The 21,619-nt window shown below is 68.0% G+C and carries 19 protein-coding genes; 5 read left to right on the top strand and 14 right to left on the bottom strand.

The window, feature by feature from the left end; all coding sequences use genetic code 11:
• Nucleotides 1-88 precede the first annotated feature (88 nt).
• A complete protein-coding gene (locus ILT42_RS13160; RefSeq protein WP_204216065.1) occupies nucleotides 89-526 on the top strand; it encodes a c-type cytochrome in 438 nt (145 codons plus the stop codon).
• Here the strand turns inward: ILT42_RS13160 and ILT42_RS13155 are convergent.
• From ILT42_RS13155 to ILT42_RS13130, 6 genes are read right to left on the bottom strand one after another with little or no spacing between them, the layout of a single operon-like run.
• Complete coding sequence (locus ILT42_RS13155; RefSeq protein ID WP_204216064.1) at nucleotides 523-1,572, bottom strand: hypothetical protein; 1,050 nt, start codon at nucleotides 1,570-1,572, stop codon at nucleotides 523-525. The two genes, ILT42_RS13160 and ILT42_RS13155, sit on opposite strands and share 4 nt — an antisense overlap.
• On the bottom strand, nucleotides 1,569-2,051 hold the full coding sequence (locus ILT42_RS13150) for a c-type cytochrome (RefSeq protein ID WP_204216063.1): 483 nt from the start codon (nucleotides 2,049-2,051) through the stop codon (nucleotides 1,569-1,571). Before ILT42_RS13150 ends, ILT42_RS13155 begins: the two co-directional genes overlap by 4 nt.
• Nucleotides 2,048-2,581 carry a DUF3341 domain-containing protein gene (locus ILT42_RS13145; protein WP_204216062.1) on the bottom strand — a complete coding sequence of 178 codons (534 nt, stop codon included), beginning with the start codon at nucleotides 2,579-2,581 and terminating at the stop codon, nucleotides 2,048-2,050. The genes ILT42_RS13150 and ILT42_RS13145 overlap by 4 nt, the downstream gene beginning before the upstream one ends.
• The gene (gene nrfD / locus ILT42_RS13140; protein WP_204216061.1) at nucleotides 2,581-3,891 is read right to left on the bottom strand and encodes an NrfD/PsrC family molybdoenzyme membrane anchor subunit; all 1,311 of its coding nucleotides are present in this window, start codon (nucleotides 3,889-3,891) and stop codon (nucleotides 2,581-2,583) included. The genes ILT42_RS13145 and nrfD overlap by 1 nt, the downstream gene beginning before the upstream one ends.
• 2 nt (nucleotides 3,892-3,893) lie before the next feature.
• Nucleotides 3,894-6,812 (bottom strand): TAT-variant-translocated molybdopterin oxidoreductase, encoded by a 2,919-nt coding sequence (locus ILT42_RS13135; protein ID WP_204216060.1) that lies wholly within the window; start codon nucleotides 6,810-6,812, stop codon nucleotides 3,894-3,896.
• Between the two features lie 2 nt (nucleotides 6,813-6,814).
• Nucleotides 6,815-7,465, bottom strand: a complete 651-nt coding sequence (locus tag ILT42_RS13130; RefSeq protein WP_204216059.1) for a cytochrome c3 family protein — start codon at nucleotides 7,463-7,465, stop codon at nucleotides 6,815-6,817.
• Nucleotides 7,466-7,692: 227 nt separating this feature from the next.
• Between ILT42_RS13130 and ILT42_RS13125 the strand changes: the two genes are divergently transcribed.
• Nucleotides 7,693-9,003 carry a PQQ-dependent sugar dehydrogenase gene (locus ILT42_RS13125; protein WP_204216058.1) on the top strand — a complete coding sequence of 437 codons (1,311 nt, stop codon included), beginning with the start codon at nucleotides 7,693-7,695 and terminating at the stop codon, nucleotides 9,001-9,003.
• A 55-nt stretch (nucleotides 9,004-9,058) separates the two neighbouring features.
• Here ILT42_RS13125 and ILT42_RS13120 read toward each other — a convergent pair whose 3' ends face one another.
• The 5 genes from ILT42_RS13120 to ILT42_RS13100 all read right to left on the bottom strand — a co-directional run bounded on the left by ILT42_RS13120 (nucleotide 9,059) and on the right by ILT42_RS13100 (nucleotide 16,378).
• A complete protein-coding gene (locus ILT42_RS13120) occupies nucleotides 9,059-14,149 on the bottom strand; it encodes a putative Ig domain-containing protein (protein WP_204216057.1) in 5,091 nt (1,696 codons plus the stop codon).
• Between the two features lie 280 nt (nucleotides 14,150-14,429).
• Complete coding sequence (locus ILT42_RS13115; protein WP_204216056.1) at nucleotides 14,430-14,786, bottom strand: antibiotic biosynthesis monooxygenase family protein; 357 nt, start codon at nucleotides 14,784-14,786, stop codon at nucleotides 14,430-14,432.
• Between the two features lie 111 nt (nucleotides 14,787-14,897).
• The gene (locus ILT42_RS13110) at nucleotides 14,898-15,158 is read right to left on the bottom strand and encodes a DUF2312 domain-containing protein (protein ID WP_204216055.1); all 261 of its coding nucleotides are present in this window, start codon (nucleotides 15,156-15,158) and stop codon (nucleotides 14,898-14,900) included.
• Nucleotides 15,159-15,219: 61 nt separating this feature from the next.
• Nucleotides 15,220-15,525, bottom strand: a complete 306-nt coding sequence (locus ILT42_RS13105) for a DUF1244 domain-containing protein (RefSeq protein WP_229428620.1) — start codon at nucleotides 15,523-15,525, stop codon at nucleotides 15,220-15,222.
• Nucleotides 15,526-15,538: 13 nt separating this feature from the next.
• Complete coding sequence (locus tag ILT42_RS13100) at nucleotides 15,539-16,378, bottom strand: N-formylglutamate amidohydrolase (RefSeq protein WP_204216054.1); 840 nt, start codon at nucleotides 16,376-16,378, stop codon at nucleotides 15,539-15,541.
• A 125-nt stretch (nucleotides 16,379-16,503) separates the two neighbouring features.
• Here ILT42_RS13100 and ILT42_RS13095 point away from each other — a divergent pair, with 125 nt between their 5' ends.
• From ILT42_RS13095 to pyk, 3 genes are all read left to right on the top strand, one after another.
• Entirely contained in the window at nucleotides 16,504-17,430 is a 927-nt protein-coding gene (locus ILT42_RS13095) for a DMT family transporter (RefSeq protein WP_204216053.1), read from the top strand.
• A 135-nt stretch (nucleotides 17,431-17,565) separates the two neighbouring features.
• Nucleotides 17,566-18,027: a DUF1036 domain-containing protein gene (locus ILT42_RS13090; RefSeq protein WP_204216052.1), complete on the top strand. Its 462-nt coding sequence runs from the start codon at nucleotides 17,566-17,568 to the stop codon at nucleotides 18,025-18,027.
• Nucleotides 18,028-18,029: 2 nt separating this feature from the next.
• Entirely contained in the window at nucleotides 18,030-19,466 is a 1,437-nt protein-coding gene (gene pyk, locus ILT42_RS13085) for a pyruvate kinase (protein ID WP_204216051.1), read from the top strand.
• 222 nt (nucleotides 19,467-19,688) lie between these two features.
• On the opposite strand, the gene ILT42_RS13080 is transcribed toward pyk, so the two are convergent.
• The 3 genes from ILT42_RS13080 to ykgO all read right to left on the bottom strand — a co-directional run bounded on the left by ILT42_RS13080 (nucleotide 19,689) and on the right by ykgO (nucleotide 21,561).
• Nucleotides 19,689-20,675, bottom strand: coding sequence for an alpha/beta fold hydrolase (locus tag ILT42_RS13080; protein WP_204216050.1), 987 nt, complete (start codon nucleotides 20,673-20,675; stop codon nucleotides 19,689-19,691).
• 12 nt (nucleotides 20,676-20,687) lie between these two features.
• Nucleotides 20,688-21,323: a tetratricopeptide repeat protein gene (locus tag ILT42_RS13075; RefSeq protein ID WP_204216049.1), complete on the bottom strand. Its 636-nt coding sequence runs from the start codon at nucleotides 21,321-21,323 to the stop codon at nucleotides 20,688-20,690.
• Between the two features lie 112 nt (nucleotides 21,324-21,435).
• On the bottom strand, nucleotides 21,436-21,561 hold the full coding sequence (gene ykgO, locus ILT42_RS13070) for a type B 50S ribosomal protein L36 (RefSeq protein WP_196272754.1): 126 nt from the start codon (nucleotides 21,559-21,561) through the stop codon (nucleotides 21,436-21,438).
• Nucleotides 21,562-21,619 lie beyond the last annotated feature (58 nt).

Here is a 21,619-nt window from a genome sequence, read left to right as displayed (position 1 = left end):
TTCCATGAGGCGTCACTTAGGGCGAAGCTTGCGCCGGACCAGCAGGGCCGGCCATGGAACCGTCCCGCTTGGGCCGGGTTGCGCCTTCATGCCGAGCCGTTCGCCCCTCCTTGCAAGCCTTTTCGCCCTCGCGGGCCTGACGGCCTGCGGCAATTCCTCCTCGCCGCCGGATTTTCTCCAGATCGCCGGGGCCGAGCCCGAGCGCGGGCGGCATCTCATCTATTCCTATGGTTGCGGCACCTGCCACGCCATCGAGGGCGTGCCGGGCGCGCGGGGCATGGTGGGACCGAAGCTTGACGACTTCGCGCAGCGCACGATGCTGGCCGGGATCCTGCCCAACGTGCCGCGCCATCTCGTGCCATGGCTGGTCGACCCTCCCGCCATCGAACCGAAGACCGGCATGCCCAAGATGGGCGTGACGGACGCCGAGGCCCGGGACATGGCGGCCTACCTGTACACGCTCGGGGCGGCGGACGTGCGGGTGGCGCCGGCAGACCTGCCCGTGGACCTGCGACCCGCCGACTAAGGCGGGTCGAGCGTGCGTCGCCGCGTCAGCAACGCGCCGTAGCACCCGGCCCAGAGCGCCGCAAATCCCGTCACGGTGGTGACGTCGCTCCAGCTCCACTGGTCCCACGCATGGGTGATCGGCCAAAGCAACCATGTCATGTAGGCGAAGTGGTGCAGAAGCAGCAGGGCCGCCCCCAGGCCGATGATGCCCCGGCCGATGCCGGGAGGCACCAGGATCACGACCGCCAGAGCGAGGGCGGCGACGGCGGCTCCCAGCAGCCAGAGCCAGTTTCCGGCCCGCGACAGGTACCAGGCGGCCTCGTGTGGGAGATCGGTGAACCAGACGATCAGGAATTCGGCGAAACCGGACCAGAGCGAGAGCAGCGCCAGGGTCAGCAGGGCCCGTTCCAGGCTGATCAGGCGGGACCGACGGTGATGCTCGGGCCGCAGCAGCGACACGAGGATCGCCAATGCCAGGGCCGCCAGGAGCTGGGACAGCAGGAACGAGACGCTGAACAGGCTCGACCACCAGAGCGGCGTGCGGGACAGGACCCAGTCCAGGATCGCGAACATCGCGAGCGGCACGAGGACAACAAGGCCTACGATGCTCGCGCGCCGGACCTGTCTCGCCTGCGCAACCCCATAGGCCAGAAGCGGCAGGCCCGCGAGATAGATCAGGCCGCGGCCCGCGAAGAAGGGCCCGGACAGATAGACGTCGCGAAGGGCCGGCAGATCGAGACGCATGCCGCCGTCCATCCACGGGAACAGCGCCGGGAGGTTCAGCGCGAGTGGGACCGCGACGGGAAGGAGGAGCGGCGCCGTGAGAGACGCGGCCTCCGCTTCGCGACGGACGGGATGAAGCCATTCCTCGCCCATGAGGTGGCCCAGCGTGAGAAGTCCCAGGCTGCCGATGACGAGGCCGAAAACGAGAATGAAGGCGAGGTAGTTGCCCTCGAGGCTGAACGATCCCGTTCCGAGCAGGGCCAGGAGCAGGACTGCGCCCCCACCTCCGATCGCAAGGCTCGCCGGATGGCGCGGGGTTCGAAGAGCCGTGGCCGCCGTCATGGCCTGGCGCTCCCCGATCCCGCCTGCAGGGATTTCACGTAATGGGCGATGGCCCATCGATCCTGCGGCGGGATGGATTCCGCAAGCGGATACATGGCGCCGAGGCCGTGGGTGATGACGCTGACGATCTGCTCGGGATCGGCGCTCGCGAGCCGGGCGTCCTGAAAGGAAGCAGGCCTCGGGAAGCCTCGGGCGGTGACGGAGCCGTTTCCGCTGCCGTCCGCGCCGTGGCAGGGCGTGCAGAACACCGCATAGCGCTCCCCGCCCCGACGCAGGAGGTCGTCCGTGACGGCTGGGCCGGGCGCCGCGAGAGCGAGCACGGCGGCGCCCGCGCCGCGCGGGACGGACCCGGCGGGCACCGGCGCATCGCCACGCATGACGGCGCGGGTCGAGGACGTGGTGGGCAGGTCATCGGTGCCGGAATCGCACGAGGCCAAGGCGAGCGCGGCGATGAGAGGGACGGCGATCACGATCCTCATGCGGGCACCTCGCGCACGGCGGTAGGCCTTCGGGCCTGGAGGAACGCATGGACTCCAGGAAGGTCGAAGCGGGGATCGTCGCTCTGGATCAGCAGGAAGAACCGGTCCTCGGAAGCGCGCTCGAAATCCTTCACGGCGAAGACCGGGTGGTGGAGGCGCGGCAGGTGCAGGATGAACAGCATCGACAGGAGCGCGGCCGCACCCGCCCAGAGGATCGCGACGATGACCGTGGACGGGAGGAAGGCGGGCCACGAATGAAGGGGGCGCCCGCCCACATTGATGGGGTAGTCCACCGCGTTCATCCAGTACTGCGAGCCGTACTGGAGGATCGCGCCGATCAGTCCGGCGATGACGGCGATGCGGAAGACGACGCCCGGCCGCGCGCCCAGCAGGGCCGCCGTCTCGCGCAACGGGAAGGGGCTGAAGGCATCCATGCGGGTATAGCCCGCGTCGCGGGCGTCCCGCACGGCGGCCTCCAGGCTCTCCGCCCGGTCGAACTCCGCGATCACCCCGTGCAGGCGTTCGGACATCAGGAGGCCTCCTCATGCTCGTCATGCCGGGTTTCGAACATGGAGACGACGGGGATGAAGCGGACGAAGAGCAGCAGAAGAGCCGCGAACAGTCCGACCGTCCCGACGAGAAGTCCCGTCTCGGTGATGGTCGGCGCGTAGGACCGCCAGGTGGACGGGAGGTAGTCGCGCTGAAAGCCGCCGACGATGAGGGAGAAGCGGTCGAACCACAGGCCCGCGCTGATGCCGAGCCCCACGAACACGGTGGCGACGACGCTGCGCCTCGCCGCCTTGATCCAAAGGATCTGAGGGATCAGGACCGTATAGACGACAGCGGCCCAGTAGAGGCCCGCATATTCGCCCGTCATCCGGTTGAGCCCCGCGATCTGCTGGCGGGGACCGGAGAGCAGAATGGCCATGAACTCATCGAAGTAGAGATAGCCGCAGACGAGCGCACTCGCGAGGGTCAGCTTTCCCAGGAGCTCCACGTCATAATCGTCGATGTATCGCTCGAGCCGCAGGAACCGGCGCAGCAGCATGGCGATGACGAGCACCATGGACAGGCCTTGAACGAGACCCGTGGCGACGAAGTGCAGGGGCAGGCGCGTCTCGTGCCAACCGGGCACGAGGGTGGTGGCGAACTCGAACGCGACGGTGCTCTGCATCACGAGGATAAGGGGCAGGACCAGGATGGCGACGACCCGGTAGGCTGCCTGATGATAGCTCCAGTGCCGCACCGAGCCGCGCCAGCCCAGGGCCAGCACGCCGTAGACGCGCTTCGCCAGGGGCCTGCGGGCGCGGTCGCGCAAAGTGGCGAGATCGGGGATCAGGCCCACGTACCACAGCAGAGTGGTGACGATCGCATGCGTGCTGATGGCCCAGAAATCCCACGTGAGCGTGGAGCGGAACTGCGGCCAGACCTGGTACGTGGCCGGATAGGGAAACACCCAATAGAAGAGCCAGGGCCGCCCCAGATGCACGATGGGGAACATGCCGGCGCAGATGACGCCGAACAGGGCGACGCTCTCGGCGAACCGGTTCACCGCCGTGCGCAGGTCATGGCGGCGCAGCACCAAGGTGGCGGCGAACAGGCTCGCGCCGTTGGCGATGCCGATCCACCAGGCATAGTTGATAAGATCGAAGCCCCACACATTGGGAATGTTCACGCCCCAGAGACCGACACCGAAGATGAGCGAGGACACGAGCGTCAGCCCGAGCAATCCCACAAGTGACAGCGCCACGAGAAGACCACCCCACCAGAGCGGCCCGAAATGCGGCGCGAGAGGAATTTCGGCGACCGGTGTGGTAATGGAGCGAGCGCGGCTTCGCATGCCTATTTCTCCACGTCGCCGGCGGACTGCTTCTCGATGCGTGCCAGGTAGGTGGTGCGGGGCTTGGTGTTGAGTTCGCCCAGGAGCGCGTAGTTGCGCTCGCTCGCCTTCGCGCGGCTGACCTCGCTCTCCCGGTCGTTCAGGTTACCGAACGTGATCGCCTGGGTGGGGCAGGCCTGCTGGCAGGCCGTCCGGATCTCGCCGTCGCGCACCTCGCGGTTCTCGATCCTGGCGTTGATGCGCGCCTCGCCGATGCGCTGGATGCAGAACGTGCATTTTTCCATGACGCCCCGGTCGCGGATCGAGACCTGTGGGTTCATCACATCCTCGGACGCCGAGAGAGGCGTGGCGTGATAGTCCAGGAAGTTGAAGCGGCGCACTTTGTAGGGGCAATTGTTGGAGCAGGTGCGCGTGCCGATGCAACGGTTGTACACCATGTCGTTGATGCCTTCCGACGAATGCACGGTGGCATTGACCGGACAGACAACCTCGCACGGCGCGGTCTCGCAATGCATGCAGGGCACGGGCTGGAAATAGGTGTCGGGGTTCTCGGTCGTGCCGGCGAAGTAGCGATCGATGCGAAGCCAATGCATCTCACGGCCCCGCGCCACTTCCTCGGGACCCACCACCGCTACGTTGTTCTCCGACTGACAGGCGATGACGCAGGCGTTGCAGCCGATGCAGGCGTCGAGATCCACCGCCATGCCCCAGGCGTACCCGTCATAGGTCCAAGGCGGATACAGGGAGGGTGGTGGCTCCGGCCGCTCCTCGGCCACCGGTTTCTGGGCAGAGACGATGCGGATGATGTCGTCGCTGTTCAGGGCATGGTGATGCTGCGTCGAGATGAGCTTTTCGCTCGAGGCGAGCGCCCGGACCCGGCCCGAGCCGATCCAGGGTTGGGCCGTGGGACGAACCCGGTAGGCGTCGAAGCCGATGCCGTTCCCGAGAGAGCCCGCGCCCGTGCGGCCATACCCTAAGGGAAGGGTCAGGGTGTCGGGGGCTTGGCCGGGCTGGAGCCAGACGGGCGCGACGATGCTGCGGCCCTCGACGCCGATCTCGACATGCGCGCCGTTGGAGAGGCCCAGGCGCCCGGCCGTCTCTGGGGCGATGAGCGCCGCATTGCCCCAGGCCTGCTTCGTGAAGGGCTTGGGCAGTTCCTGGAGCCAGCCGTTATTGGCGTAGCGCCCGTCCCAGAGCGACGGGTCGGGCGCGAAGACGATATCGGTCTCGCCCGGCGGCGGCGCGTTGGGAGTCCCCGGCGCGTCGCGGGGCGCGGCGGCCACCGGCGTGGAGGCCGAACCCTCGACGACGCCGTCCTCCAGGGCCTTCTCCCACCGGCCCCGGAAGGACGCCTCCCCGGTTTCGGCCCAGGCGGCACGCCAGGTGGCCTGGGTCAGCGCCATCCCGTCCAGGCCCTGTCCGGCCAGAAGGCCCAGGATCTCGTCGCGGCTGAAAGACGGCGCCAGGCGGGCCTGGGTCGGTTGGCGCAGCCCGGCCGTTCCGTCGACCGCGCGCGTATCGCCGAAGGCCTCGAAGGGATGGCATTGCGGGATATGCCAGCGGCACGCTCGTCCGGTCTCGTCGTAATGGGAGCTCAGGTGGACCGAGAACGGCACGCGTCGGATCAGGGCCGGGAGGCCGAGATCCGCCGGCCCATCGTAGGCCGGGTTTCCGCCGAGGATCAGAAGCCGCGACACGGACCCGGCTTCGATAGCCCGCGCCAGGGCGGACAGGGATTCGTCCCCCGCGACGGGCGGCACGACCGGATCGAGCAGCCGCACGGTGCCGCTGAGGGCGCCGAGCCGCGCATGCATGCGGTGGGCCAGGGCGTGGATCGCGGCAGGCTGCTCGCGCCCTACGGTCACCAGCGCCCGCGGGCCCGCGCCGCGCAGCTCCGAGGCCAGACGCCGGGCACGCGGGTCTAAGGCAGCTCCCGCAGGGTCATCGAGCGCCCGCAGGATGTCCCGGGCGAAGGCCTCCATGTCGCGCGGCCTCAGGACGACGCGCTCATCCGCCTTCGCGCCGACGAGGCTCGGGGTGCTCTCCACGGCGATCAGCCGGGTCGCCGCGCCGCCGTTCCGCCGACGCCCCTGATAGTCGGCGGCATGGCGCAGGCTGCCAGGCTCGGTCAGGAACAGGTCGCCGCCCAGCGCTACGATCACGTCAGCGGCGCTCAGGTCGTAGAGGGTGTCGAGAGGCCGGCCGAACGCCTCCGTGGCGCCCGCGTGACGCGCGTCGCCGGCCAGAGGCGCATACCTGTGCCAGCGGGCTCCCGGCAGCCTGTTCCGCACGGCCTGAACCAGGCGGAAAGCGGTCGGGGACGCCGTCGGCTCCATCAGCACGTGAAGCCCCCGGCCCTCCCCCGCGCTCAAGGCGTCACGGATCGGCTCCAACAGGCGCAAGGGATCGCCGTCCTGGCGCTCGCGGCCGTTCTCGCGAAAGGAACGGGACCGGTCGGGGTCGTAGAGCGACAGGACCTCCGCCTGCATGAACGCATCGGTGGCCCCAAGACTCGCGGGATGGAGCGGGTTGCCCTCCACCTTCACCGACCGCCCGTCCTGCGCCCGCACCAGCACGCCGAGACCATAGCCGTCCCGCTCCAGGGAGGTGGCGAAGATCACCGGCGTTCCCGGTGCAACGCCGGGAACGTTGCGGGCGCGGGAAATCAGCGGGGCCTTGCCGGAGACGCCGCCGTCGCCGCATGCGCCGAGGCCGGCCAGGGCCAGGGATGCGCCCATGAGGCGGAGCAACGTGCGCCGGTCGATGCTGCCTGCGCGCATCAGGTCCGGGAACTCGGCCTCCACATAAGCGCGCATCTCCGGCGCGTCCGCGAGGTCCTCCAGGCTGCGCCACAATCGTTGGCCGGTCTGGCCCGACAGGCGGGCTCGGATCGCGTCCGTGTCGAGGGGAGAGGAGGCCATGCTCAGCGATGGCACGTATTGCAGCTGGTCAGCCGCTGGGATGCCGCGCGATAGAAGGCCCGGACGTCCTCCGGCATGTCCCGATCGTGGGGTTTCCAGTCCATGGTGAACACCGCCTCCTGGGGACGCAGATGGGGCACGGGGTCCCGGTGGCAATCCAAGCACCAGCCCATGGAAAGGGTCTGGGTCTTCACGGTCTCGGCCATTTGATCGACTCGGCCGTGGCAGGTCTCGCAGGCCACCCCCTTCGACACGTGCGCTCCATGGTGGAAGAACGCGTAAGCCGGAAGGCGGTGCACGGACGTCCAGGTGACGGGCTGGTCGAGGGCGAGGCTGGAGCGCAGCGGCTCCAGCAGGCTCGCGCCCGCCCAGACCTGGGAGTGGCAGGTCATGCAGGTCTGGGCCGAGGGCATCCCGGCATCAGCGGCCTTCTCGACCGAGACGTGGCAGAACCGGCAGTCGATCTTGAGAGTCCCGCTATGCAGGTCGTGACGGAACGGGATCGGCTGCGGCGCGGGCTTACCAACGTTCCAGGTGCTGTCGGAGCGCGACGACACGTAGCCCAGGCCCGCCGCTCCCGCCACGGCGACAAGACCCAGGACGAGGCTGGCGCGAAAGACGGTCGTGGCCCGGCGGGAAAAGAGCTGCGCCATGACTCCCTTTGAACAGACTGATGCGGCCGAGGCCCGGCAATGGACAAGCTTCAGTGCAGCTAACTGGAGCCGTCCGGTTTCGTTCCGTCCTCCGAGGCCGCCTCACGGGAGCGTTATGGCGCGCACCCGCACACGAAGTTGTGTGAGCGTCGTGCCCCTTTCCTGGATCGATCGCGGTGTGGCCGCGTTGGACGGCCATCGATCGATCGACCCAAAGGCCAACCTGAATGCTCCACGCCCGATCCAGCGCCCTTCTCTTGGGCGCGAGCCTGCTTGCCACGACCCTAGCGGCCACCGCCACCCTCGCGCAAGCCCCGGCCGGAACCGGCGCGTCGCCGGGCTTGCCCGCCCCGGACCTCGCTCACGAGGCCCAGAACTATTCCCAGGTGACGATGTGGCCGGAGGGCGCGGCCCCGCGCGCGCCGGACGGTTTCGACGTCAAGGCCTTCGCCCGCGGTCTCGACAGCCCCAGAGGCCTCCTGGCCTTGCCGAACGGCGACATCCTGGTGGCCGAGGCCACCACCAAGGCCAAGCCGCCGGCCGAGCAGGACGAGAAGGCGAAAGGCCAGGTGCAATCGGGATCGGCGGGCGTGAGCGCGAACCGGATCACCCTGCTCAGGGACGCGGACCAGGACGGCGTGGCGGAGACCCGGCACGTGATCCTCACCGGATTGAACCAGCCTTTCGGCCTCGCCTTCGCGGGAGACCATCTCTACGTCGCCAATACGGACGGCGTCGTCCGGTATCCCTACAAGCCCGGAGACACGACCGTCACGGGCGAGGGCCGGAAGATCGTCGAGCTGCCGGCCGGCGGCTACAACAACCACTGGACCCGCAACCTGCTCCTCAGCCGGGACGCCGCGAAGCTCTACATCTCCGTCGGATCGGCCAGCAATATCGGCGAGTTCGGACTGGACAACGAGGTCCGGCGCGCGGCGATCCTCGAGGTCAACCTCGACGGGTCGGGAGAGCGGATTCTGGCATCGGGCCTTCGCAACCCGGTGGGCATGGACATCCAGCCCGAAAGCGGCGTTCTGTGGACGGCCGTCAACGAGCGCGACGGGATCGGCGACGACCTCGTGCCGGACTACATCACGGGCGTGAAGGACGGCGGCTTCTACGGCTGGCCCTACAGCTATTTTGGGCAAAATCCCGATCCGCGCCTGAAGGGCCAGCGCCCGGACCTGATCGCCCAGGCCATCGTGCCCGATTATGCGGTGGGGTCCCATACGGCGTCGCTGGGCCTCGCCTTCTACGACCAGGCCGCGTTCCCCGCAGCGTATCGCGGTGGCGCCTTCGTGGCGCAGCGCGGGTCCTGGAACCGCAGCAGCTTTAGCGGCTACAAGGTGATCTTCGTGCCCTTCAAGGACGGCAAGCCCTCAGGACCGCCGCAGGACTTCCTCACGGGCTTCATGGTGGATCCCGGCACCGGCAAGGCCCATGGGCGCCCCGTCAGCACCCTCGTGGACGGGCGGGGCGGGCTCCTGGTGAGCGACGATGCCGGAGACACGATCTGGTCCGTCCGGCATCGGTCGTAAACGTTCCAGCCTTGTAGGATGGAGCGCGGCTCGGGGCCGCGCTCCATGACGATGTCTAGATCACGAAGAAATCCTTGTAGGTGATCTTCAGGTTCTTGCCGACCTTGGCGAAGTCCACCTTCTGGCTACCGGTGCCCGAACCGTCCGCGTCGTACGAAATCACCCCCGTCTTGCGGTCGTAGAGGATGAAGTCGTTGGCATCCTTCGCCTTGTCGCCGATGGTGAAGTAGTCCTTCTTGAGGCGTCCCACCTTGCCGAGCTTCTTGAAGATCGCGTTGTCGAGCTCCAACCGGTCGTCTCGGACCGAGAAGTCGCCGATGCTGTCGAAGTTCACCTTCCGATCGGTGCTGGAGGTGCCCAGGCGCGTCGTGAAAACGAAGCTGTCATTGCCGCCCCCGCCGAAGAGCCGGTCGTTGCCGTTGCCGCCATTGACGCGATCGTTTCCGCCCACCGCTTGGATCGTGTTCTGGCCGGCGTTGCCCACCATGGTGTTGTCCAGATCGTTGCCGATCAACGTGACGGAGGCACGGCCGGTCGCCGTCACGTTGACCACGCCCGAAGGCAGGGTCAGGCTGGACGAGGTCACCACCGACTGCGAAACCGGCAGGTCGAGCACGGGCCTGGCGGGCTGTGTGAACGATAGGCCGTTGGCGTCGTCGCCGTAGATCACGTCCACGCCGCCCGCGCCGTAGAGCCTGTCGGAGCCGGAACCGCCCACGATCAGGTCGTCGCCGCCGTTGCCGTAGACGTTGTCGTTCTCGGTGCCGGCCAGGAGCGTATCCTGAACGTTGCCGCCGTAGAGGTTGTCCGCGCCGGCATTGCCCTCGATCCAGTTCACGCCCTCGTTGCCGTAGAGCAGGTCGCGGCCGTCTCCGCCCAGCAGCACGTCCATGGCGTTGCCGCCGAACAGCAGGTCGTCGCCCGCATAGCCTTCGATCCAGTTGTAGCCGTCGTTGCCGTAGATCCTGTCGCCGGCGGCACCGCCGCCGAGGATGTTGTTGCCGTTGCCGCCCGCGAACTCGATCCCGCCCAGGCCGCTCTGGACCGGATCGTTGCCGTAGCCGGGATGGGCCACCGGGTTCACGGCCGTCTCGCCGACGATGCCCCGGTCGGCCTTCGCGAGCAGGTCCACCCAGGTGACGTTGACGCCGGCGAGCGACAGGATGACGTCCCCGGATTTGGGACCCGGGAAGTCGTTGAAGACGATGGCGCCTTGGTCGTTGCCGAAGAAGATGACGAGCTTCTCGTGGGTGCCGGTTCCAATCCGGTTCGTCACGTCCCGGATGAACCCGACGCGCACGTCATTGAGGCTGAAGCCGCTGACGCGGATGATGTCCTCACCGGGCCGGAAGTCCCAGATCTCGTCGATGCCGTCTCCCTGGGCGTAATAATACGTGTCCCGCCCGTCATTGCCGTAGAGGTTGTCGCCGACGACGAGTTCCGTGAGCCTTCCGGACGCGAGATCGCGAACGATCTGGCCGCGGTCCTGCCCGCCATAGATGATGTCGTCGCCGCCCTCGCCCTGCATCTCGTCGTTGCCGAGCCCGCCATGGATCCAGTCGTTGCCGTCGCCGGCCTCGATCAGGTCGTCATAGGTCTCGCCCGCGACGGGGGTTTCCGCCGGACGGATGGCGACCGCGAACGTATCGGACACGGAGAAGGACCCGTCGCTGGCCGTGACGGTGAACTCGTAGCTGCCGTTCTGGCCTTGCGGCGGCGTTCCCGCGAAGGTGCGGGTCGTCGCGTCGAAGGTCAGCCACGGCGGCAGGGCCGACCCGTCCGCCAGGGTCGCCGTGTAGGTGAGCGTGCCGCCATCCGCATCGGTGAAGAGGTTGGCCGGAAGCTGGTAGGCCCAGGCAGCGCCGGCCGTGATGAGCTGGTCGACGACGGGCGCGGAGACGACGGGAGCGTCGTCGACCGCCGTGATCGTCAGCTTGAACGTGCTGGAGGCGTTCAGGGCCCCGTCGCTGGCGATCACCTTCAGGTCGAAGACGCCGTTCAGGTTCGCCGGGGGCGTGCCCGAGAACGTCTGGGTGGCGGCGTCGAAGAGAATCCAAGCCGGCAGGGCGGACCCGTCCGCCAGGGTCGCCGTGTAGGTCAGGCTGCTGTCGGCGTCGGTGAACGCGCCGGACGGCACCTGGAACGTCCAGGCCGTATCCTCGGCCAGGGTCTGATCGGCGATGGCGGCGTTGGCGACCGGCGCATCGTTCACGGCCGCGATGGCGAGCGTGAAGGTGCTCGACGCCTCCAGCCGCCCGTCGCCCGCCGTCACCCGGAGATCCAGGGAGCCGGGCTGATTGGCGGGCGGCGTGCCCGACAGGGTCCGGGTCGTCGGGTCGAAGACCAGCCATGACGGCAGCGCCGCCCCACTGGCCAGCGTTACCGCATAGGTCAGGGTGTCGCCGTCGACATCCGTGAAGGCGCCGGCGGGGATCTGGAAGGACCAGGCGGCGCCTTCGGTCGCGCCCGGGCCCACGATGGCGTTCGCCGCCACGGGCGCGTCGTTGACGGGCGTCACGACGAGGCGGAACGTGTCGTCGATGGTGGCCAAGCCGTCGCTCGCCGTCACCTTCAGGTCGAAGGCGCCCGTCTGGTCGCGCGGCGGCGTCCCCAGAAAGGTTCGCGTCGCCGCATCGAAGGTCAGCCACGGCGGCAGCGGCGAACCGTCCGCGAGCGTGGCCGTGTAGGTCAGCGGGCCGTCCACGTCCGTGAAGGAGCCGGGCGGCACCTGGAAGGTCCAGGGGGTGTCCTCCGCCACCGTCTGGTCGAGAATGGGAGCGCTCACCACGGGCGGGTCGTTCGCCGGAGTGACGGACAGCCGGAAGGTGTCGGAGGCCGAGAGACTTCCGTCGCTGGCCGTGACCGTGATGTCCAGGGCACCGTTGAAGTCCGCAGGCGGCGTGCCCGTGAAGGTGCGCGTCGTCGCGTTGAAGGTGAGCCAGGACGGCAGGACGCTCCCGTCCGACAGGAGAGCCGAGACGGTCAGGCTGGCGCTGTCCACGTCCGTGAACGTGCCTTCGGGGATCTGGAAGGACCAGAGCGTTTCCTCGGCCACGGCCTGATCGCCGATCGGACGGGCCACGGGCGCGTCGTTGACGGGCTGAACGATCAGGGTGAACGAATCCGGCACCGCCGTGGTGCCGTCGGTGGCCGTGACGGTCAGCGTCAGGCTGCCGTTGAAGTTCGCGGGCGGCGTGCCGCTGAAGGTCTGGGTGACCGGGTCGAACGCCAGCCATGCCGGCAGGGGGGATCCGTCCCCGAGGGCGGCCGTATAGGTCAGGTTCGGGCTGTCGATATCGGCGAACGTGTTCGGCGGCAGCTGGAAGACCCATGCGGTGTCTTCGTCGATCACCTGGTCGCCGATATCGGCCGCGACGGGTGCGTTGTCCACCGGCGTGATTTCGAGCCGGAAGGTGTCGGAGGCGTTCAAGGCGCCGTCACCCGCCGTGACCTTGATGTCGTAGGAGCCGTTGAAGTTTGTCGGAGGCGTTCCCGTGAAGGTGCGGGTCGCGGCATCGAACGACAGCCAAGACGGCAGCGGGCTTCCGTCCGACAGGGTCGCCGCATAGGTCAGGATGGGATTGTCCACGTCCGCGAAGGCGCCCGCCGGAACCTGGAACGTCCAGGATGTCTCCTCGGGGATCGCTTGGTCCGCGATCGGCACGGCGGCAACCGGCGCGTCGTTGACGGGCGTGACGTTCAGGGTGAAGGCCGAGGACGCGCTGAGCGCGCCGTCGCTCGCAACCACCCGCAGGACGACGGACCCATTGAAGTTCTCCGGCGGCGTGCCCGTGAAGGTCCGGGTCGCGGCGTTGAACGACAGCCAGGCCGGGAGAGGCGTCCCGTCGGCGAGCGTTGCCGAATAGGTCAGGCTGCTGTCCACGTCCGTGAAAGCGCCGGCCGGTACCTGGAACGACCAGGGCGTATCCTCGGCCACCTGCTGGGCCGCGATGGGAAGAACCGCGACGGGGGCGTCGTTCACGGGCGTGATGGTCAGGGTAAAGGTGTCGGAGGCCGACAGGGACCCGTCGCTGGCGATGATTGTGAGGTCCAGGGAGCCGTTGAAGTTCGCGGGCGGCGTTCCCGTGAACGTGCGCGACGCGGCATCGAAGGTCAGCCAGGACGGGAGTGGGGCGCCGGTGGCGAGCGTCGCCCTGTAGGTCAGGGCGCTGTCCACGTCCGTGAAGGTGCCCGCGGGAACCTGATAGCTCCAGGGCGAGTCTTCGGCGATGGACTGGTCGGGAATCTCGACGGCCCGAACCGGAGCGTCGTTCACCGCCGTGACGGTGAGCGTGAACGTGTCCGACACGGATAGCGACCCGTCGCTGGCCGTGACCTTCAGGTCATACGTCCCGTTGAAGTTCTCCGGAGGCCTTCCGGTGAAGGTGCGGGTCGCCGCATTGAACACGAGCCAGGACGGCAGGGGCGCTCCGCTTGCGAGCGTGGCCGTGTAGGTCAGGCTCGCGCTATCCACGTCCGTGAAGGCGCCGGCCGACACCTGGTAGGTCCAGGGCGTATCCTCGGCGACCGCCTGATCGGGGATCGGCGCCGCGACGATCGGCGCGTCGTTGACGGCGTTCACGGTGAGGACGAACGTATCGGAGGTCGAAAGCGACCCGTCGCTGGCCGTCACCCGCACGTCGAGGGAGCCGTTGAAGTTCGCGGGCGGGTTGCCCGTGAAGGTGCGCGTCGTCGCGTTGAAGGTGAGCCAGGACGGCAGGGCCGCCCCGCCCGCGAGGCTTGCCGTATAGGTCAGCGTGGGGCTGTCCACGTCCGTGAAGGTGCCGGACGGAACCTGGTACGTCCAGGTGGTGTCCTCATCGAAGGCCCTGTCGGGAATCGGGATCGCGACGACCGGCGCGTCGTTGACAGGGGTGACCGTCAGGTTGAACACGTCGGAACTGGTGAGCAGGCCGTTGCTGGCCGTGACCCGAATGTCGAGCGATCCGTTGTAGTCCTGCGGGGGCGTGCCCGTGAAGGTCCGGGTCGCGGGGTTGAACCTGATCCAGCTCGGCAGCGCCGAACCGTTCGCGAGGGTCGCCGAATAGGACCAGTCCCAGGGGAGCAGGGTCGAGAGCTGATAGGACCAAGCGGTGTCTTCTCTAACGGATTGGTTCGATAGGAACCCGAACAAGGAAAGAATCACGTGTAACGCCCCTTCGCGCGCATAAAAGCTCTCCCGTAAGCGCCTCCGGCCGAGCCCAGCGGACGAGCGCTTGCAGGCATGACGAAGGCTCCCCGGCGGATGCCGAGAGCCCAGTCACAACCTAGCACTCCCTTATGTGTGATTGCATTTATTTAGATATTATTCGCGCTCTGGGTGCAAGAGCCGCGATGAAAAACGGCCGTTATGTCGCGGCTTCCGGCCTGCGAAGTACTTGGATTCGCGAAGTATTTCGTATCTTTATATCAAATGTTAGGAGATTTCAGCAGGCGTCAGAGCTTGGACGTCCCCCGCTGTCCGCGGGTGCATGCACTCGATCCTGCGGACCATAATCGCGCAGCACCTCTGTGATCCGCAGCCGGTCATCCGCGAACATCTCCTGCCGGCCGATGGCCTGGGCCCGGCGGTGCTGGAGATGGTTGCGCCATTGGCGCACGGCCTCCTCGTCGCGCCAGAACTGCAGCGAGAGGAGCTTGCCCTCCTCGTAGAGGCTTTCGAATCGCTCGACGGAAATGAACCCGTCGATGGCCTCGGCCTCCGCCCTGAGGCTTGCGGCCATCGCCGGGTAATCGTCCCTCCGCCCGCCCGCGGGCCAGACTTCGAATATGACGGCGATCATCGCCGCACCTCGCGCGAGCGCCGGATCATGCAGGGGGCAAGTGGCCGGGCCGATGGTCAGGGCCCGCGCCACCCCGCCGACCGGGGATCTCGGCGGGCACTCCCGATGCGGTCAGCCGGCCATTCCCAGGGCCTGCATGTAAAGCTCCAGGATCGCCTCCTCCTCCTGGCGCTCGGCGTAGTCGCGCTTGCGCATGGAGATGATCTTGCGGATCACCTTGGTGTCGAAGCCGTTGCCCTTGGCTTCCGCATAGACATCCTTGATGTCGCCGGCGATGCCGGCCTTTTCCTCCTCGAGGCGCTCGATGCGCTCGATGAAGGCCTTGAGCTGATCGGCGGCGACCGATTCGGTCTGAAATGCTGCGTCGTCCATGAAATAAACCCTTGAAAGTGACCTTGGCGGTCAGAACTACCGGCATTTGGTTGAGGCCGCTTTAATGGCCCGGCTTCGACTTCTCAAAGCTCTCGCGCTGCGACGCATTGGCCTGCGCCTGGTGACGGGCCTTCCACTCTTCGTAGGGCATCCCGTAGACCGCCTCCCGGCTCTCGTCCTTGGAGAGCGGCACGCCCTTCTGGTCGGCGGCGTCCTTCAGCCAGTTCGACAGGCAGTTCCGGCAAAAGCCCGCGAGATTCATGAGATCGATGTTCTGGACGTCCGTCCGCTCGCGCAGATGGTCCACGAGGCGACGGAAGGCGGCGGCTTCGAGCTCGGTGCGGGTGGCGGAATCGATGTCCTTCATGGGGCTCTGGTCCTCAATGGCGGCGCAGGCGATCGCGCGTCCGGGTCGGCTGGAGGGAGGGTTTTCGCAGGTCCGGCCGGGCCGCGAGCGGCCCGATCAGGCGGGCGAAGCGCTCGGCCCACGCTGCCGCGCCCGTCCGGTCGGCGATCAGGTCCTGGCGGATCTCGATCAGCGCGTTGGCGAGGCCGCGAACCGTGGCGTGCCGGTCCACCGTGTCGCCCGCGAGCGCCCCGTCATAGGGTTCGTTGTCGCCCACCACGAGCCCGTCCTCGGCCGAGAGCCCCTCCAGGAGCGGGCGGGCGAAGCGGGCGTCGGCGTCCCATAGGATGCCCACGTGCCACGGGCGGGGCCAGCCGCGCCAGATCGGCGTGAAGCTGTGGACCGTCACGATAACGGGGGGATGTCCGGCCGCCATGGCGGCCTCGATGGCGGCCGTGACGGCAGCGTCGTAGGGGTCGTAGAACCGCTCGATCCGGGCCTGGATGTCGGCCTCCGTCAGCCGGGCGTTGCCGGGCACCACCGCGCCGTCCGACAGGCGCATCACGAGGGTCGGGTCGTCCCGGCCCCGGTTCGGGTCGATGATGAGGCGCGAGAACCGCGTGAGGATCGCAGGCGCGCCGAGGCGCTGGGCCAGGCATCGTGTCACGTCCGCGGCGCCGATGTCGTAGGCGATGTGACGCTTGAACTCGCTCTCCGGCACACCGAGGTCGCCCAGATCCTGCGGCACGGCGTTGGAGGCGTGGTCGCACAGGATCAGGACGCCGGAGGACAGGGGTCCGGGAATGATCTCCACCGGATGGGGCAAAGGACCGGCTGGGGCCGGGTCCATCCGGCGGGAGGCTGTAGCGGGCATGAAAATTCGTCGGCTAAAGGATCAGGGCAAGGATCAGGGATTGCTGAAGGGGCTTAACCTGCCATAGGAACCCTGGCAACGCGACTCATCGCGCGGCGATTCTTCAGGCACGATCCCCGAACCCCATGGCTACCGCTTCCACCCAGGCGCCACCCGGCACCGGCTTTGCCGCCGCCTTCGCGGCCCTCTGCGCCGGGGCCGTGGCCATGGGCATCTCGCCAGTGTTCGTCCGCTATTCGTCGGCCGATGTCGGCCCCTTCGCCAGCGCCTTCTGGCGGGTCGCCCTGGCCATGCCGGTGCTCTATGCCTGGATGCGGATCGAGGAGGGCCGGGCTCCGGCTTCCGCCCCGCGCCGGCGCTTCGGCCGCGCCACGATCCTCAGCGGCGTCGCCTTCGCCGGAGACCTGTTCTTCTGGCATCTGGCGATTTTCAACACCACGGTGGCCAACGCGACCTTCTTCGGCACCACCGCCCCCCTCTTCGTGATCCTCATCACGTGGCTCGTCCTGAGGCAGCGGATCGCCTCCAGCACCGTCCTGGGGCTGGCCCTGTGCCTTCTGGGCGGCGCCGCCATCATCGGCCAGAGCCTCCAGGTGGATCCGGCCCGCCTCAAGGGGGACCTCTATGGCATCGCCACGGCGTTCTTCTTCGGCCTCTACTTCCTGACCGTGAGCCGCGCCCGGGAGAGCGCGGGCGCCGCGCGGGTGACCTTCGAGGCCAGCGTCATCACCTCGGCGGTGCTGTTCGTCGTGGCCCTCGGTCTCGAGCCGCACATCCTGCCCAGGACCTGGACCGGTGCCGCCGCGCTCCTGGCCATGGCCTGGGTGAGCCATGCGGGCGGACAGGGGCTCCTGGTCTTCGCCCTGGGGCGCCTGCCGGCGGTGTTCTCATCCCTGGTGATCTTTCTCGAAGCCCTGGCGGCGGCGCTCTTCGGATGGGTGCTCCTGGGAGAGGCCCTGACCCTGCCGCAGGCCCTTGGCGGAGCCCTGATTCTGCTCGGCATCTGGACCGCGCGGCCCAGATCCGGATCCGGATCCGCGCCGGCGTCATGAGTCTGAAATGCATCAATGATACAAAATTTCATCGGCCTTTGGGGCAAAGCCTTGAAGCCCCCCGCGTTCTCGCGGACAACGATTCGACATTTTCCTGCCGCATGGGGCGCACGCGCTGAAGCTCGAACCACATTCATGATCTCCTTTCCCTTCTCTTCGACCCGCCTCGTGCGCCTGTGCGTCTGGCTCGCGGCCCTGCTGCCGGCGGGATCGCTCCTGGCGGCCGCGCCCGCGCTGGCGGACCTGCGCCTGTGCAACATGACGAGCAGCCGGGTGGGCGTGTCCCTGGGCTACCGCGACGGCCAGGGCTGGGTGACGGAGGGCTGGTGGAACCTCAATTCGCGCTCCTGCGAGACCCTTCTCAAGGGCCAGCTCGCCGGACGATTCTATTATGTCTATGCGCTCGACTACGACCGGGGTGGCGATTGGAGCGGCCGCTCCTTCATGTGCACCCGCGAGCGGGAATTCACGATCCGGGGAACCGAGGATTGCCTGGCGCGCGGCTTCGACCGCAGCGGCTTTTTCGAGGTCGACACGGGCGAACAGCAGAGCTGGACGATCCAGCTCACCGACACCAACCGCGCAGGGGGACAATAACGATGAGACGCGCACGGCGGACGAAGATTCTGGCCACCTTGGGACCCGCTTCGGAGAATCCGGAGATGGTCGCCAAGCTGTTCCAGGCCGGCGCGGACGTGTTCCGCCTGAACATGAGCCACCTGCCCCGTGAGAAGCTGCGCGAGCGGGTGCAGATGATTCGGAGCGTGGAGGAGAAATTCAAGCGCCCCATCGCGATCCTGGCCGATCTGCAGGGCCCGAAGCTGCGCGTGGGCGCCTTCGCGGGCGACAGCGCCGATCTGGTCAAGGGCCAGGCCTTCACCCTCGACAGCGACAAGACGCCCGGCAATGCCGAGCGCGTGCACCTGCCGCACCCGGAAATCCTGTCGTCCCTGGAGATCGGGCACACCATCCTGATCGACGACGGCAAGCTGCGTCTGCGCGTGACGGACGTGCGCGACGGCGCTGCCGTGACCGAGGTCGAGGTTGCGGGCAAGATCATGAACCGGAAGGGCGTGAGCCTGCCCGACACGACGATTCCCGTGGCGGCCATGACCGACAAGGACCGCTCGGACCTGGAAGCCGCCCTCGACGCGGGCGTCGACTGGATCGCGCTGTCCTTCGTGCAGCGTCCCGAGGACGTGGCGGAGGTCAAGAAAGTGGCGCAGGGCCGCGCCCTCGTCATGTCGAAGCTCGAGAAGCCGCAGGCCATCGCACGGCTCGACGAGATCATCGAAATCTCGGACGCCGTCATGGTGGCGCGCGGCGATCTCGGCGTCGAGATGCCGCTCGAGAAGGTGCCGGGCATCCAGAAGCGCATCGTGCGCACGGCCCGCAAGCTCGGCAAGCCCGTGGTCGTGGCAACCCAGATGCTGGAATCCATGATCACCTCGCCGGTGCCCACCCGCGCCGAGGTCTCGGACGTCGCCACCGCCGTCTATGACGGCGCGGATGCGGTGATGCTCTCGGCCGAAAGCGCTTCGGGCCAGTATCCCATCGAGGCGGTGACCACCATGAACCGCATCGCCGAGGAGATCGAGCTGGATTACAGCTACTGGTCGATCCTCCAGGCCCAGTCCGCCGAGCCGGAGGCGACGGGGTCCGACGCCATCGCGGCGGGTGCGCACCAGATTGCCGAAACCCTCAACCTGAAGGCGATCGCGGCCTGGACGTTCTCGGGCTCCACGGTGTTCCGCCTTGCCCGCGAGCGCCCCAACTCCACGGTGATCGCGCTCACGCCCAACATCAACACCGCCCGGCGCCTCGCGCTGGTCTGGGGCGTCCACCCCATCCGCACCAAGGATGCGAGCGACGTCGACGACATGGCGTTCCGGGCCTGCAAGTTCGCGGTGCGCGAGGGCTTTTCGCAGATCAGCGATCGTATCATCATCGTGGCCGGCGTTCCCTTCGGCACGCCCGGCGCCACCAACATGGTGCGCATCGCCTTCATCGGCCAGGAGCACGCCGCGAAGGCCTAAGGGACTGGTGCGCGACGGCGCGAGGGCGCCCCTCACAGGGGCGCCTTCCCCTCGCGCCATGCCCGGATCGCCAACGCCCTGCCGTCATGGCCGGACCTGATCCGGCCGCCTCCGTCCGGCGAGGTCGGGGCGTGCCCCCGAACGAATCCGAGGGATGGCGGCGGTGGCGAGCGTTGATCCACTCACGCGGCCCAGACGCCCCTGCCCTGCGACGTTCCTGCCCTACTGCGCCGCGGCCTTCTTGCCCGCTCGCGCAACCTGCTCGGCCAGGGCCTCGATCTCACGGATCACGCGCTCGGGCTGTGTGTATTGCGGCATATGGCCGACCCCCGGCAGGGTGACGAGCTTCGCGCCCGGAACGGCGGCCGCGAAGGATCGGACGTGGAGGTCTGTCCAGACGATCCTGTCCGCCTCCCCGCCCATCACCGTGGCGGGAACCCGGATGTCCTTGTAGCGCGGGCTCTGCTCGATCACGGCCCGGTTGAGCTCCGCCACATCCTCGGCATTCGCCTGAAAGACGCTGGGGCGGAAGATGAGCCGGATGCGGGAGGCCTCCAGGAAGCCCGGCGGCAGGGGCTGGGGCGCGAAGGACGAGCTTGCCCCGGGCTTCAGGAGAAGCAAGCCGACGGGGGTCGTGACCGTTCGGGTGAACACCCAACCCAGCCAGGACGTGGCCGCCGTGTAATGCCAATCGATCGCCCCGTCGGGCCACGGATAGGTGACTCCGGACAGTTCCAGGATGGCGCCCGTCACGTCGCGATGGTCCAGGGCGAGGTTGGGTATGATGGAGCCCGAGAAGGAGTGGCCGACAACCACGGCATCCTTCACGCCGAGCTGCCGCATCCCGTCCGCCAGGACGGCGGCCTGCCGGTCCGGGCGCGCCGCGCCGTCGCCTCCGATCCGGTCGCTCCAGCCGTGGCCCGGCCGGTCGAAGGCGATGACGCGGTAACGGCCGACCAGATGGGTGCCGAGCCCCAGCATGGCCTCCTCCAGATTGGAGGAGGCGCCGTGCAGCAGCACGATCGTGCCCAGAACCTGGCCCTGCGTCGGGCCGGTTTCCCGGTAATGCAGGCGGCCTCCCGGCACGGTCACGAAGCGGCCCGTGGGCGGATAGGTGCGCTCGATCCACCACGCGTAAATCTGCGTGAACAGCGCGCAGGCGGCCACGAGCAGCGCCAGGCCGAGGGCGCCATAGCGAAGGATCGTCATCGGGGGATCTGGTTAGAGGTCAAGTCCGTCGACCTCGTGGGACAGGCGCTCCACGATGGTCTTGAGGGTGGGAAACTGCGGGTTGAGCTTCAGGGCACGGCGATAGGCTTCGAGGGCCCGCGCCTTGTCGTCGGACGCCATGAAGATGTGGCCGAGCCCCGCCCAGGCATTGTATTCGCGCGGTTCCAGCTGCAGCACCCGGTGCAGGTCGACCATGGCGGCGACGGGATCGTCGAGCTGGTAGAGAACCGTGGCCCGCTGGCTCCAGGCCTCGGCCCAGTTGGGCTGGAGAGCGATGACCCGGTCGAGCAGCTCGACCGCGAGCGGATAATCCTTCTTGCCGGCGGCCTCGTTGGCCCGGCGCATGAGCAGATCGGCCGTGTCCGAGCCCGACCGCTCCCAGCGCCGCTCGATCAGGGCTCCGATGCCCTTGGCCTCGTTCTCGTCCTCGGCCTTGGCCAGCCGGTCGAACAGGTCGTCGAGGGACATGGACCGGCGCGGCTCGCGCTTCGACTCGATGGGCGTGTCGGGCTTGGGCCCGGTGGCGCCAGGCGGCGACCCGGCCGGAGGGGACCCGGTCCCCTGGGCGTGCAGGGGCAGGCTGGCGAGGCTGACCGCAGCGGTCAGGAGGAACGCAGAAAAGCGCATGGCGGGATCATCTAGGATCCCGCCATGCGCCGTCAATTCCCCGTCGGTGCGGCTGATTGTTGTGCCCCACCGGCATTCCCCGAGGCGCGAGTGTCCCCGCGCCTCGAAAACCTTAGCCCTGGCGGGCCTTGTAACGCTTCTGCGTCTTGTTGATCACGTAGATGCGACCCTTGCGACGAACCAGCTGGTTGTCGCGGTGACGGCCGCGGATCGACTTCAACGAGTTACGGATCTTCATGTCCGATCTCCAGCGGCCCGAAAGGCCGGATTGAAAGCAAAACGACAGGTGCGGCCAG

Origin of the sequence: Microvirga pudoricolor, assembly GCF_016892705.1 — a bacterium.
Taxonomy (GTDB): Bacteria; Pseudomonadota; Alphaproteobacteria; order Rhizobiales; family Beijerinckiaceae; genus Microvirga; species Microvirga pudoricolor.
The sequence above is the reverse complement of the archived record's forward strand: the minus strand, read 5'-3'. Positions and strand labels throughout refer to the sequence as shown.

Coding starts and splice junctions, on each gene's coding strand:
- ILT42_RS13115 (WP_204216056.1), bottom strand. CDS start 14,786: ATGATCGCCGTCATATTCGAAGTCTGGCCCGCGGGCGGGCGGAGGGAC.
- ILT42_RS13130 (WP_204216059.1), bottom strand. CDS start 7,465: ATGGCGCAGCTCTTTTCCCGCCGGGCCACGACCGTCTTTCGCGCCAGC.
- ILT42_RS13145 (WP_204216062.1), bottom strand. CDS start 2,581: ATGTCCGAACGCCTGCACGGGGTGATCGCGGAGTTCGACCGGGCGGAG.
- nrfD (WP_204216061.1), bottom strand. CDS start 3,891: ATGCGAAGCCGCGCTCGCTCCATTACCACACCGGTCGCCGAAATTCCT.
- ILT42_RS13080 (WP_204216050.1), bottom strand. CDS start 20,675: ATGACGATCCTTCGCTATGGCGCCCTCGGCCTGGCGCTGCTCGTGGCC.
- ILT42_RS13100 (WP_204216054.1), bottom strand. CDS start 16,378: ATGCCCGCTACAGCCTCCCGCCGGATGGACCCGGCCCCAGCCGGTCCT.
- ILT42_RS13160 (WP_204216065.1), top strand. CDS start 89: ATGCCGAGCCGTTCGCCCCTCCTTGCAAGCCTTTTCGCCCTCGCGGGC.
- pyk (WP_204216051.1), top strand. CDS start 18,030: ATGAGACGCGCACGGCGGACGAAGATTCTGGCCACCTTGGGACCCGCT.
- ILT42_RS13095 (WP_204216053.1), top strand. CDS start 16,504: ATGGCTACCGCTTCCACCCAGGCGCCACCCGGCACCGGCTTTGCCGCC.
- ILT42_RS13125 (WP_204216058.1), top strand. CDS start 7,693: ATGCTCCACGCCCGATCCAGCGCCCTTCTCTTGGGCGCGAGCCTGCTT.
- ILT42_RS13110 (WP_204216055.1), bottom strand. CDS start 15,158: ATGGACGACGCAGCATTTCAGACCGAATCGGTCGCCGCCGATCAGCTC.
- ykgO (WP_196272754.1), bottom strand. CDS start 21,561: ATGAAGATCCGTAACTCGTTGAAGTCGATCCGCGGCCGTCACCGCGAC.
- ILT42_RS13105 (WP_229428620.1), bottom strand. CDS start 15,525: ATGAAGGACATCGATTCCGCCACCCGCACCGAGCTCGAAGCCGCCGCC.
- ILT42_RS13150 (WP_204216063.1), bottom strand. CDS start 2,051: ATGAGGATCGTGATCGCCGTCCCTCTCATCGCCGCGCTCGCCTTGGCC.
- ILT42_RS13090 (WP_204216052.1), top strand. CDS start 17,566: ATGATCTCCTTTCCCTTCTCTTCGACCCGCCTCGTGCGCCTGTGCGTC.
- ILT42_RS13135 (WP_204216060.1), bottom strand. CDS start 6,812: ATGGCCTCCTCTCCCCTCGACACGGACGCGATCCGAGCCCGCCTGTCG.
- ILT42_RS13075 (WP_204216049.1), bottom strand. CDS start 21,323: ATGCGCTTTTCTGCGTTCCTCCTGACCGCTGCGGTCAGCCTCGCCAGC.
- ILT42_RS13155 (WP_204216064.1), bottom strand. CDS start 1,572: ATGACGGCGGCCACGGCTCTTCGAACCCCGCGCCATCCGGCGAGCCTT.